We start from the raw sequence: 9,884 nt of genomic DNA on the forward strand, positions 1-9,884 counted from the left end.
TTTATTTGTTCCAATATTCGACAAAAAAGCTATAATAGAGAAAGACATAAAGTACATATTGCCATGTATAGGATATAAAAGATGGGTGGGTTTAGAAGTATGGAAGTAATGGTTCCAAAAGGATTTAATCGTCAGTCGATGTATAAATTGTTAGAAGAAGTAATTGACCATGATTTAAAACCTAAAGATGAAGAGATTGTGTTTAATTTCCGACAACTAACATTTATTGAACCAGCTGGTGTGACCATACTCGGTAATTTATTTCAATGGTTAAATAAAAGTGGTGTTACATGTGAAAAGATATTACCGAGATTAAGTGATAGGGATGCTGTTAAGTATTTGGATGACTCTTTATTTTTTGAACAATATTTCGGAGAGAAATTAAGAGTAGATGCCGATTTGAGACCCACAACTATCCCGCTAACTTTAGTTGCATATGAGCATAGTTATCAATTCCTACGAAAAAGGTTTTCTTATTGGTTGTCACACAGGCTAGATGTTACTGTTGAATCTGTTGACAATATTAGAATTTCATTAGAAGAAATTTTTAACAACATTCGAGACCATGCACAAGAGAATACAGGTTGTATCTTTGCACAACATTATCCGAATAAGGGTAATGAAAATACAGTACATATCGCTATATCAGATTTTGGTGTTGGTATTCCACATAATATTAAACAGGAATATCCGCTAATAAATGATGGGGAAGCTTTAGAAATGGCAATTGAAGCAGGGTTCTCTACAAGAAGCACTCCAAGAAACAGAGGTGTAGGTTTAGCTACGTTGGTAGATAACGTCGTGAGAGACAATGGGGGAGAAGTCTATATCCACTCTAACCATGGTATACTAACTTGTAAAGCAGGAAACACTGACATTGACGTAGAATATGAGGTATCACCATCATATTATCCAGGCACTTTAATTCAAATAATATTAAAGGCCGATAATATAGAAAATATTATATCAGATGAGGAGGATTTCGGATGGGACTAATAAATGTATTAGATCATGTAGGACGTTGCTATTCGAATGACGACGGGCAAATCATTCAAGATTTAATAAGACACAGTTTTAAACAAAATGAGAAAGTTGTTGTATCTTTTGAAGGAGTAACGGCATTAAATTCATCTTTTGTTAATACTGCATTTATCGAATTATTAAATGACTATGAATTTTCTTTCATAAAGGCAAGTTTAGGCTTTGCTAACTCAACAGCACAAATTAATAAAATGATAAAAAGTAGATTTAATTTTGAGGTGAATGAAAGAAAAAACTTAGTAACCGTTTAAAAGGATTTGATTGAAAAGAGCTATCTTACATAGCTCTTTTCTTTAATTTACAGATATAAAAGAAGTGAGCTACAATATTTGTATATTAAATAAAGGAGGGGAGAACATGGGGGGATTTACGAAGGACCCTGGTGGCCATAAAGTTGCTGATCCTGGTGTAGGTTGGCACAATGAACCAGGCGATGGTGGTTGGAAACACAACGAAGACCCTGGGACGGGTTGGAAAACAATTTCTGGCCCAGGGACAGGTATATAAAAAAGGGGTTAACGAAATGAATAGGTACATAAAAGATCCAGGTGGTTCAAAGGTGATTTCTGATTTAGGGATAGGAATAGAGATTTTTGACCCAGGACCTGGTGGAGGATAAACGAAAGACCCGGGAAAGGGAATATAAAAAAGAGAGCTAAGTGCTCTCTTTTTTTTGTTGATAAAAATTTGTTATTTTTTACCCTTGCGCATGTCTTTATTATAAATAAGGCATTATTTTAAGACTATATATACCAAATAATTTGGCGAGATTAATATTTAAGATTAATAATATGTCTTATATTTTTGATAATAGATGAGAGTTTTCTAAAAAACTTTCTCAATATGATATGCCTTTTAATAGAATTAAGTTTCTTAATCTTATGATAAACTGAATTTAATAAAAAAAGGAATCGAAAAAGACCCACGGTGTTATAGATGTGAGGCCACACACCTATAGCATTTTACCCTAGCCTGATAGGGAAAAATTTCCATGAGTCAGTACATAGTATATCATACTTCGTATGTGAAAAAGAGAATTATGGTTCATTTTCCTATTGAGAAAAAAGGGATGTGTTTTGGGTTCTTATCTAGGAGGGAATTTTAGAATGAAGAACTTTATAAAGAACTTACAAGAACATATCAATTATGCCAAGTTGGATGTCGGTACATTAGCAAAAAAGGCAGAGATAGATAGGACAAACCTTAATAGGATATTAAATGGGAAAGTTAAAGAAATGAAGTTAGATTCATTTTTATTAATTACTCCAGACCTGTATCCGAATTGGACAGAACGTAGAGGGAAAGTTAAAGATTTTATAATGGTCTGCGAAAGTGACTTAAATATAAAAAAAGCACTTTCGTATTGTCAAACAGTAGGTGAATATCAATTAATGAAGAATTTAATAAGAAAACATATTAATAGTGAAAAAAGGGGAAAATAAACAAGTACCTCCAATTGTATTATTTATATAATAAAAGAAATTTATGTAAGTTAGAAGGGGAAAAGTTACAGGGGGAATTAAATGAATTATCTTATTCGAAAAATGCTGATTACCAAATAGCGGTAGATATGTTACATGGATTTGCATTGTATGATAGTAGCAATTTTATGGCAATGGTTCCGTATTCTAAAAAAATTGATCAAAACTTACCTTTTGTAGAAAATTCATTTATAAGAAAACATTTAGATTTACAACATGAGGATCGTAAATCTCACATAAGTTTGTTTAGCAATAATATAAAAGAATGTAGGGAAACATGTAATAACATTATAAAGGATGCTCCAGAAAATTCAGTTATAAAAGCAAAAGCATTGAGTTGTTTAGCGGAGTCTTTTATATTCGAAAATCCTTTGCAGGCAGAAATGCACTTTTTAGAAAGTTTAAAGCTAATTAAAAAATTAGGCATTACTGCTTATAGTAAGTTATATCGTGCGGTACACGGCACGTTAGCATTTTTACGAATTGAATATGGAATGAATTTAGATGAAATAGAATGGGAATATGTAGGTGAAGCAGAAAAAGCTTTCTATGATGCAAAATATGGAACAGGAATGAAAGCTAGATCCTATTTCGATAATTTAAAAAAACAAGGTAAAACTTTGACTGCATTTAAATTATATTATTTATTTTATGTGGATGGTAATGATATAATGATTCTTAAAGAAGCATTAGAAAAATTTGCAAATAATGGAAATGTATTCTATTCAAATCTAATTACACGTGTTTTAATTAAAGAGGGAGTGAAGTAGGGTGAAGAAATTTATTCTTACTATGATATGTGTTTTAGGATTGCTAGGGGCGGTTGGACAAAATAAAGATACTTCACAAGCACATTCGAGTAAATCAGAAATAATATATTATATGGTTGATCCAGGAACTCATTAAAAATATATTTTTTTTCAAGACGCTACTAAAAAGTAGCGTCTTGAGTGCTTTTTAGGGGATATGCATTTTTAAAATCTATTACAAAAATGCACAGTATGTTAATTGAATCACATAGTTATTGGGATGGAGGAGTTAGTATTGTTAAAAGGAAGCGAAGATAAAATAAAATCCATGGTTACATATTTATTAGGAGATACAGTCGCACAACATGACACTCGACATGCATTGGAAGAGTTACATAAACGAGGACTCATTACTGATAATGAATTAAGAGAAATAAATTATCTTATGAATATAAAAAAAGGGCTAGCCTCATGCTAATCCTTTTTTTCTTGCTTTAACATTCTTTGGATAGCTATTTCTAAAAGTGCTTTGACGCTTTCGATTTCATCCGGAGATAACTTTCTTCCATCCCAATGCAATTCATCACTTTCGAAAATTTCTTTTATGTTATTGCTACTTTTATTTTGCAATTCACTATTGCCTAATAAGTAATCAACAGGAACTGCGAAAAATCCAGCCAATTTTTCTATTGTTTCTCTAGATGGCATTCTGGTACCTTTTTCATATTTAGATATTATTTGTTTGCCGACACCTATTTTTTCACCTAACTTTTCTTGAGTTAGCTTTTTCTCTTTTCTTAACTCAAATATTTTGTCCCCGATGACATTCATCTACAACATCCTTTCCGTTCTACATATAAAAAAGTATCTAGTCTAAATGTAACAACCAGTAGCCTTTATGGCAACGCAAAAATAAAAAATAAATTTTAAAAATAATTTGTTGCCTTGTTGGCTACTTTTGGTTATACTAAATTTAGAAGTTAAAGGTGGTGACTTAAAATGATAAATACACAACGAATTAAATCTTTAAGGCAAGAAAACGGGCACTCTTTAGAATTTGTATCAAATGTTTTAGGTCTGAAGTATAAGCGTTCGTATCACAATGTTGAAAAAGGTAATTCAGGATTATCGGTAGAAAAATTAAAAAAGCTTTCTGAACTTTATGATGTGTCGATTGACGAATTAATAAAGTGAAGAGAATTTTTTTACTTATCTTGTAGCCTTGTTGGCTACTTCGTTAAGGCGACGCCAAATAACAGCATTCCCGAAATTTAAATAATAAATGAATTGGAGTGAAAATCATGTATCAAATTCCGCAGCTTCCGTTCTCATTAAAAGCAGAGGACGTACAAAAATTCTTAAACATTTCTCGTTCATCGGCATACGCGTTGATGAAGCGAAAAGATTTCCCAACAATCACAATCGGTAAAAGTAGACGTGTAAAGGCAGAAGATTTTCTTAAATGGTTCGAAGCACAAAAAGAAGAATCTAACGTTGGTTAAAGGTACGCTTAATCTTTTTAATAAAATGACCATTGGATAAATAAGGAGGTGATCTTGTGGAAGATACGTTCTTAGGAGAAATATTTATTCTAATTATGGTTTTGATTGCATGGTTATTTTACAAAACATACGAGCCAATTAAACAATGGGCTTGGAGTGATGTAGTGGAAAATAAAAAGACCCACGGCAATGGGTCCCTTGAAAAAAATAACTTGTTATAAGTATATCACGGAAAGTAGGGAATTAGTACATGCACTTAGGTCGTTATCAAGTGCTGTTACCTAATAAATTCTGGGAATTAGCAAACAGCAAAGAAGAATTAAAACTGATGATTGAGCAATATTTCAGTGTTGGCTATCCACATTATGAAATTTTACAAGTCATTGAAAGTGGACAAGCTCATTTAGCAATTTGCATTAGGAGGTAAGTAGTATGTCTGAAGTAAAAGTGAAATGGATTAAACTTTCAACAACGATGTTTGAGGATGAAAAAATACGTCTAATTGAGAGCATGCCTGAAGCTGATACATTATTAATCATTTGGATTAAGTTGTTAGCTCAAGCTGGTAAAACAAATGCAAGTGGGTATATTTTTTTTAAACGAGAATATCCCATATACGGAAGATATGCTAGCAACACTTTTTAATCGCCCCCTAAATACGGTTCGGATGGCACTAAGTGTATTTCAAAAATTCGGGATGATTGATATTGACGAAAATCATTACATTAATGTAATTAATTGGGGAAACCACCAGAATCTAGATCGTTTAGAAAAGATTAAGGAAGACACTAGAAAACGCGTAGCGGCACACCGAGAAAGAAAAAACAACATACACTTAGTTGTAACGTTACATGTAACGATGGCGTAACGGACATAGATAAAGATTTAGATAAAGATTTAGATAAAGAAATAAAAAAAGAATATAGTCCTGAAAAATCTCAGGACAACGCTCAATCTATTCCGTATCAAGAGATTGTTAATTATTTCAACATGAAAGCAAAAACCAATTATAAACATACATCTAAAAAAACACAGGACCTAATCAAAGCAAGATGGAAAGAAGGATTCCGATTAACTCATTTTCAACAGGTAATTGACATCAAGGTTTCACAATGGATTGATAATACGGAAATGAGTGGTTATTTAAGACCTATCACATTATTTGGAACTAAATTTGAAAGTTATTTAAATGAAAAACCTGTACAGCGAAAAGGAACATTTAAAGGAGGACCAACTAATGCAAGCAATCAAAAAGATAGTAGCTTCATCGACAAATACGACTTCAAGAAACGCTAGTCAAAGATATATATTGTCTCCTCATAGATGCACGAATGTCTTTTTAGTAGGGAAAGAAAAATTTAAAGACGTTTGCAGTAAACGCATGTTGATAGATATAGAAACAAATGAGGAATTTTGTCCTCAATGTAGATCGGTAGAAAAAGAAGATCAGAAATTAGCTATAGAAACACTAGCTATAAAAAAGAAAAACGAAATCATTCATTTATATGATTCATTTGCTGATAACAGTTTAATAAATGACAAACTCAAAAAAGCCACATTTGAAAATTATGTACCGCCTAAAAAGGAATTGGCTGATGCGAAAGAAATGATTATGAATTTTGTTACTTCATTCAATAAAGAAGAACCAACAAGCATGATTATTACAGGTGATTACGGAGTAGGAAAAAGTCATTTGTGTGTGGCAGCCACTAAAGAACTTATGAAAAAGGGTCACAGTGCAATGTTTATTCAAATGAATAAGCTATTTACAAAAATTAAATCAACTTGGAATAAAAACAGTGAAATGACAGAGGACAAGCTTATGTCCCTTCTAGCAAAAGTCGATGTCTTGATTATCGATGACTTTGGAGCGGAATTCACAGAGAAAGATAAAGAAGGCGTTACATGGAAGCAAACGAAGACAAATGAAATCGTAGATAGCCGTATAGGTAAAAGCACTTTATTTACAACCAACTTTAATATTGGTGAATTGGCAGGAATGTATGGAGAACGTGATTTTAGCCGGATGATGGAAAACGCTGAAATGTTAGAAATGCATGGTGACAATTATAGATTACACAATTTTAAAAAGGGGGAATAACAAAGTGTGCATTATGTCATGATACAGGAATTATTCGTAAAGAAACTTATCCGGGTGTGATTGAAACGAACGGTTGTAACTGTGAAGTAGCAAAGCAACAGCAACAAGAAAATGATAAGCGTTGGGAAGCATGGTTAATAAAATTCGAGTCAATGAAGCAAGATTTAAAACGGAATCGACAACAAAAAGTTAGCTAACAAGGGGGAGTAATGATGAAAAACACAGGTGTTGCAAGAAAAGTTGATGAGTTAGGGCGTGTAGTAATTCCGGTTGAGTTACGCAGAACTTTGGGAATTGCTGAAGGAACAGCATTAGACATTCATGTTGATGGGGAAAACATCGTTTTAAGAAAACATGAAAAGTCATGCTTTGTAACAGGTGAAGTTTCTGAATCAAACTTGGAATTGTTGGGTGGTAGAATGTTTTTGAGCAAGGAAGGCGCAAGTGAATTACTGGACCTTCTTCAGAAGAGTGGGATGGCACATGCCTAAGCAATTAAATATTTTCGATGTAGAGCCAGCAATTTGTGAGTTCGATGTAATGAAAGCCAATGTGAAGAAAGGAACTGGGCGCGTTACATATGCTGATGTACGTGTCCAGGTTCCAAAGAGTGCAAAGGGTACGGATGAATTACCTCGCACTACTAAACAAGATGATCGTTATGACATCTTTGAACAATACGTAATCGCAATATGGAGATTTCAACGTGCTTTAGATAAGTTTTTTAATTGGGATACAGCTGAAGAATTGTGTAAGGCAGCAAGGGATAAAAAAGAAGCAATTCCAGTACGAATCTATTTAGGAAGTGGCTTTAAACCTGATGTTGTCGAGTACATGCGGTAGTAAAAGGGAGATGGACATATGAAAAAAATAGAAATTGATGTTAGCAGTAACAAACTTTTAATAGTGAAGGACGGAAATGTAACTGCAGTAAATCCACCAATGAGCGGATTTGGTGAGCAAGTCGCAGTGTGGGTAAACGGTAAAGTTGATCGCGTGGATACTAAATTTACTGAAAAGATAAAATAATTAATTTTTAGAAGGTAGGTTCGCTTATGAGCGTAGCAAGTAATCATGAAGCGATGAAGGAGTCACGGTTGAAAATATACATCGCTTTAGAAGAAGTTAACTTCATTTGGGATGAAAGAGATATTATACGTTTTCGTGAAATGTGGAAACAAGATATGAGTTTACCAGAAATGGCAAAAGCATTAAGGAGGCATCAATCGGAAGTTGCGCTTCTTGTTATAGATCAAGCTGATAAATATATGATTGAAAACCGTCCGATAGGATTGGGAATTTGCTAAAGAGAGGGAAAATCAAAATGAAAGCAATAGAAAACGGTGTATATGTAAAAACTAAATTAGTTAGTGAATCAAAAGGAGGCCATGCTGTAATGAATATCAATCAAATTTGTGAATTCGATCAATATCAGGAAGCAACATTACGTACATGGAATGCAAATAATGATTTCGGTGGACGTGTTTTAAATGCTGCATTAGGGCTTACGGGAGAAGCTGGTGAGGTTGCAGACATTGTAAAAAAAGCTATTTTTCACGGTCATGGATTTGATCCAGCACATTGCCCAGGAGAAGAGAACGGGAATACTCACAAGTTGGCTTTAGAGTTAGGGGATATCTTATATTACATTTCCATCATGTCTCACGAAATGGGATATACCTTAGAAGATATTGCGCAAATGAACATTTCTAAACTAGCAAAAAGGTATCCAGATGGGTTTAGCAGGGAGGCTAGTCAAAAACGTGTTGACGTGAAGTAAGACCAAATTTGAATTTTGTTAAGAAATGGGGTGAAAAGTTGGAAACATTCTTTTCAATTGGATGCATAGTTATCTTTTTTCTTAACTTAATTATCACCTTGAAGAATATTCGTTAAAAATCAAAATTATATAAAAGCTTTATTTGATAAGTATGTTTACACAGAAAAACAAGAGCACTAAATATAGCACTCTTGTTTGTAAGAAGGAAATGATCTTGAGTGAAAAACGCCCCAATGCACTAATAGTTTATGTTTAGTTTATTAAATGGTTCTTAAAACCAAAAAAGAGACGGATAGCAAAGCTAACCGTCAAAAAGAGGTTGCAACATAATAAATTGAGTGAGTGTTGATACCGTTGTTTATAGTATGCGCAAGCACAATTATCTTATACATGGATAAAACGAGAAAAAGGTTATTAAAACCAAAAGTGGTTAAGGCTAATTTTAATCAAATTTTGACAAAAGTGTTATTTGAATAGAAAAGGGGAATGAAAAATGAACTTAAAGGAGTACGTCGTTTATAAAGGTGAATCATTGCTATGCATCGGAACTATACAGGAATGCGCTGATTATATGGGCGTACTTCCTGAAACGGTTCGCTATTATACAACGCCAGCTTATCAGAGGAAGTTAGCAAAGCGGAAGAGAGCTAGAAATTACTTAACGGTTGCAGTTCTTGAGGAAGATTAGTATAAAAATTTCATTTTGTAGAAAGACAAGGATCTTCATTTTAAGAACTTGAGCATAGTTTTATCAAGAATCCACTTTCCTTCAATTTTTTTAGCAGGTAATTTGCCAGCAACGCACATATTTTTTACTGTTTGAGAGGAACGTCCTAAAAATTTAGCAGCTTCCTCCACACCTATGATGTTTTTAAGCGAAGTAAAAGAGGCGTATGAAGTATTACCATTTTCCTCGGGGATTATATTTATATAAGGTTCTAAAAAAGTTTCACCAGGTGCCATAATCCAAACTGAAGGCCATGTATTATCAGATCCAGGAAGAGACTTTAAAGCTACTGTGGCAGCTTCTAATGTTTCATGATAACTGAGTATAGAAGTATAATTTCCAACCAACATGTAAAAATCAGTATTGTTAGTGAAAATCTTTTGTTGTTTAAAGCCGTTCATTATTGATAGCTCCTTTTTCGAAGGGGATTGTATTTCTTATGCCAGCTAAATAAATATGGGCTATTTCAATCAAAGTTGAGCAAGCTTTAAAAACCATAAAGT

21 protein-coding genes and 1 pseudogene are annotated in these 9,884 nt (G+C 33.3%); 20 read left to right on the forward strand and 2 right to left on the reverse strand.

The features are described from left to right. Positions 1 to 81: 81 nt before the first annotated feature. The 7 genes from CDB3_RS04595 (at position 82) to CDB3_RS04615 (ending at position 3,749) form a co-directional block, all read left to right on the forward strand. The gene (locus tag CDB3_RS04595; RefSeq protein WP_256869603.1) at positions 82 to 996 is read left to right on the forward strand and encodes an ATP-binding protein; all 915 of its coding nucleotides are present in this window, start codon (positions 82 to 84) and stop codon (positions 994 to 996) included. Continuing rightward, positions 987 to 1,292: an STAS-like domain-containing protein gene (locus tag CDB3_RS04600; protein ID WP_128853605.1), complete on the forward strand. Its 306-nt coding sequence runs from the start codon at positions 987 to 989 to the stop codon at positions 1,290 to 1,292. Before CDB3_RS04595 ends, CDB3_RS04600 begins: the two co-directional genes overlap by 10 nt. A 106-nt stretch (positions 1,293 to 1,398) precedes the next feature. Continuing rightward, entirely contained in the window at positions 1,399 to 1,548 is a 150-nt protein-coding gene (locus CDB3_RS31550; RefSeq protein ID WP_179139664.1) for a hypothetical protein, read from the forward strand. A gap of 599 nt (positions 1,549 to 2,147) precedes the next feature. Beyond that, positions 2,148 to 2,483 carry an AimR family lysis-lysogeny pheromone receptor gene (locus tag CDB3_RS32150; RefSeq protein ID WP_256869605.1) on the forward strand — a complete coding sequence of 112 codons (336 nt, stop codon included), beginning with the start codon at positions 2,148 to 2,150 and terminating at the stop codon, positions 2,481 to 2,483. Positions 2,484 to 2,497: 14 nt separating this feature from the next. Continuing rightward, positions 2,498 to 3,292: an AimR family lysis-lysogeny pheromone receptor gene (locus tag CDB3_RS04605; RefSeq protein WP_256869607.1), complete on the forward strand. Its 795-nt coding sequence runs from the start codon at positions 2,498 to 2,500 to the stop codon at positions 3,290 to 3,292. 1 nt (position 3,293) lies between these two features. Continuing rightward, entirely contained in the window at positions 3,294 to 3,428 is a 135-nt protein-coding gene (locus tag CDB3_RS04610; RefSeq protein ID WP_128853606.1) for an ABC transporter ATP-binding protein, read from the forward strand. A gap of 123 nt (positions 3,429 to 3,551) precedes the next feature. Continuing rightward, positions 3,552 to 3,749: a hypothetical protein gene (locus CDB3_RS04615; RefSeq protein WP_372708524.1), complete on the forward strand. Its 198-nt coding sequence runs from the start codon at positions 3,552 to 3,554 to the stop codon at positions 3,747 to 3,749. On the opposite strand, the gene CDB3_RS04620 is transcribed toward CDB3_RS04615, so the two are convergent. Beyond that, entirely contained in the window at positions 3,746 to 4,102 is a 357-nt protein-coding gene (locus tag CDB3_RS04620; protein WP_002138085.1) for a helix-turn-helix domain-containing protein, read from the reverse strand. The genes CDB3_RS04615 and CDB3_RS04620 overlap by 4 nt on opposite strands. Positions 4,103 to 4,270: 168 nt before the next feature. On the opposite strand from CDB3_RS04620, the gene CDB3_RS04625 reads away from it, so the two are divergent. The 13 genes and pseudogenes from CDB3_RS04625 (at position 4,271) to CDB3_RS04675 (ending at position 9,342) form a co-directional block, all read left to right on the forward strand. Beyond that, positions 4,271 to 4,465, forward strand: a complete 195-nt coding sequence (locus CDB3_RS04625) for a helix-turn-helix domain-containing protein (protein WP_128853608.1) — start codon at positions 4,271 to 4,273, stop codon at positions 4,463 to 4,465. Positions 4,466 to 4,572: 107 nt separating this feature from the next. Next, positions 4,573 to 4,773: a helix-turn-helix domain-containing protein gene (locus CDB3_RS04630; protein ID WP_002138080.1), complete on the forward strand. Its 201-nt coding sequence runs from the start codon at positions 4,573 to 4,575 to the stop codon at positions 4,771 to 4,773. 56 nt (positions 4,774 to 4,829) lie between these two features. Then, a complete protein-coding gene (locus CDB3_RS31555) occupies positions 4,830 to 4,994 on the forward strand; it encodes a hypothetical protein (protein ID WP_179139665.1) in 165 nt (54 codons plus the stop codon). A gap of 29 nt (positions 4,995 to 5,023) precedes the next feature. Beyond that, positions 5,024 to 5,200, forward strand: a complete 177-nt coding sequence (locus tag CDB3_RS31560; protein WP_179139666.1) for a hypothetical protein — start codon at positions 5,024 to 5,026, stop codon at positions 5,198 to 5,200. A 5-nt stretch (positions 5,201 to 5,205) separates the two neighbouring features. After that, positions 5,206 to 6,069, forward strand: a pseudogene (locus CDB3_RS04635) (phage replisome organizer N-terminal domain-containing protein). Continuing rightward, a complete protein-coding gene (locus CDB3_RS04640; protein ID WP_128853609.1) occupies positions 6,011 to 6,874 on the forward strand; it encodes an ATP-binding protein in 864 nt (287 codons plus the stop codon). Before CDB3_RS04635 ends, CDB3_RS04640 begins: the two are co-directional and overlap by 59 nt. Then, a complete protein-coding gene (locus CDB3_RS04645) occupies positions 6,871 to 7,071 on the forward strand; it encodes a hypothetical protein (protein ID WP_128853610.1) in 201 nt (66 codons plus the stop codon). Before CDB3_RS04640 ends, CDB3_RS04645 begins: the two co-directional genes overlap by 4 nt. 15 nt (positions 7,072 to 7,086) lie before the next feature. Next, positions 7,087 to 7,365, forward strand: a complete 279-nt coding sequence (locus tag CDB3_RS04650) for an AbrB/MazE/SpoVT family DNA-binding domain-containing protein (RefSeq protein ID WP_128853670.1) — start codon at positions 7,087 to 7,089, stop codon at positions 7,363 to 7,365. Beyond that, positions 7,358 to 7,717, forward strand: a complete 360-nt coding sequence (locus CDB3_RS04655) for a cell division protein SepF (protein ID WP_128853611.1) — start codon at positions 7,358 to 7,360, stop codon at positions 7,715 to 7,717. Before CDB3_RS04650 ends, CDB3_RS04655 begins: the two co-directional genes overlap by 8 nt. Positions 7,718 to 7,735: 18 nt before the next feature. Further along, positions 7,736 to 7,903, forward strand: a complete 168-nt coding sequence (locus CDB3_RS04660; protein WP_000717826.1) for a DUF3954 domain-containing protein — start codon at positions 7,736 to 7,738, stop codon at positions 7,901 to 7,903. Positions 7,904 to 7,929: 26 nt separating this feature from the next. Beyond that, positions 7,930 to 8,181: a helix-turn-helix domain containing protein gene (locus CDB3_RS04665; protein WP_128853612.1), complete on the forward strand. Its 252-nt coding sequence runs from the start codon at positions 7,930 to 7,932 to the stop codon at positions 8,179 to 8,181. Between the two features lie 17 nt (positions 8,182 to 8,198). Continuing rightward, the gene (locus CDB3_RS04670; protein WP_128853613.1) at positions 8,199 to 8,654 is read left to right on the forward strand and encodes a nucleoside triphosphate pyrophosphohydrolase family protein; all 456 of its coding nucleotides are present in this window, start codon (positions 8,199 to 8,201) and stop codon (positions 8,652 to 8,654) included. 493 nt (positions 8,655 to 9,147) lie between these two features. Continuing rightward, complete coding sequence (locus tag CDB3_RS04675; RefSeq protein ID WP_128853614.1) at positions 9,148 to 9,342, forward strand: hypothetical protein; 195 nt, start codon at positions 9,148 to 9,150, stop codon at positions 9,340 to 9,342. A gap of 35 nt (positions 9,343 to 9,377) precedes the next feature. Here CDB3_RS04675 and CDB3_RS04680 read toward each other — a convergent pair whose 3' ends face one another. After that, complete coding sequence (locus CDB3_RS04680) at positions 9,378 to 9,782, reverse strand: helix-turn-helix domain-containing protein (RefSeq protein WP_128853615.1); 405 nt, start codon at positions 9,780 to 9,782, stop codon at positions 9,378 to 9,380. Positions 9,783 to 9,884: the final 102 nt, after the last annotated feature.

Origin of the sequence: Bacillus sp. CDB3, from assembly GCF_002081505.1 — a bacterium.
In the GTDB taxonomy this organism is placed as follows: Bacteria; Bacillota; Bacilli; order Bacillales; family Bacillaceae_G; genus Bacillus_A; species Bacillus_A cereus_AT.

What these genes read in the sequence shown, in the direction of transcription:
- CDB3_RS04595 (WP_256869603.1), top strand. Translation starts at nt 82, where the DNA reads ATGGGTGGGTTTAGAAGTATGGAAGTAATGGTTCCAAAAGGATTTAAT.
- CDB3_RS04600 (WP_128853605.1), top strand. Translation starts at nt 987, where the DNA reads ATGGGACTAATAAATGTATTAGATCATGTAGGACGTTGCTATTCGAAT.
- CDB3_RS31550 (WP_179139664.1), top strand. Translation starts at nt 1,399, where the DNA reads ATGGGGGGATTTACGAAGGACCCTGGTGGCCATAAAGTTGCTGATCCT.
- CDB3_RS32150 (WP_256869605.1), top strand. Translation starts at nt 2,148, where the DNA reads ATGAAGAACTTTATAAAGAACTTACAAGAACATATCAATTATGCCAAG.
- CDB3_RS04615 (WP_372708524.1), top strand. Translation starts at nt 3,552, where the DNA reads ATGGAGGAGTTAGTATTGTTAAAAGGAAGCGAAGATAAAATAAAATCC.
- CDB3_RS04620 (WP_002138085.1), bottom strand. Translation starts at nt 4,102, where the DNA reads ATGAATGTCATCGGGGACAAAATATTTGAGTTAAGAAAAGAGAAAAAG.
- CDB3_RS04625 (WP_128853608.1), top strand. Translation starts at nt 4,271, where the DNA reads ATGATAAATACACAACGAATTAAATCTTTAAGGCAAGAAAACGGGCAC.
- CDB3_RS04630 (WP_002138080.1), top strand. Translation starts at nt 4,573, where the DNA reads ATGTATCAAATTCCGCAGCTTCCGTTCTCATTAAAAGCAGAGGACGTA.
- CDB3_RS31560 (WP_179139666.1), top strand. Translation starts at nt 5,024, where the DNA reads ATGCACTTAGGTCGTTATCAAGTGCTGTTACCTAATAAATTCTGGGAA.
- CDB3_RS04640 (WP_128853609.1), top strand. Translation starts at nt 6,011, where the DNA reads ATGCAAGCAATCAAAAAGATAGTAGCTTCATCGACAAATACGACTTCA.
- CDB3_RS04650 (WP_128853670.1), top strand. Translation starts at nt 7,087, where the DNA reads ATGAAAAACACAGGTGTTGCAAGAAAAGTTGATGAGTTAGGGCGTGTA.
- CDB3_RS04655 (WP_128853611.1), top strand. Translation starts at nt 7,358, where the DNA reads ATGCCTAAGCAATTAAATATTTTCGATGTAGAGCCAGCAATTTGTGAG.
- CDB3_RS04660 (WP_000717826.1), top strand. Translation starts at nt 7,736, where the DNA reads ATGAAAAAAATAGAAATTGATGTTAGCAGTAACAAACTTTTAATAGTG.
- CDB3_RS04665 (WP_128853612.1), top strand. Translation starts at nt 7,930, where the DNA reads ATGAGCGTAGCAAGTAATCATGAAGCGATGAAGGAGTCACGGTTGAAA.
- CDB3_RS04670 (WP_128853613.1), top strand. Translation starts at nt 8,199, where the DNA reads ATGAAAGCAATAGAAAACGGTGTATATGTAAAAACTAAATTAGTTAGT.
- CDB3_RS04675 (WP_128853614.1), top strand. Translation starts at nt 9,148, where the DNA reads ATGAACTTAAAGGAGTACGTCGTTTATAAAGGTGAATCATTGCTATGC.
- CDB3_RS04680 (WP_128853615.1), bottom strand. Translation starts at nt 9,782, where the DNA reads ATGAACGGCTTTAAACAACAAAAGATTTTCACTAACAATACTGATTTT.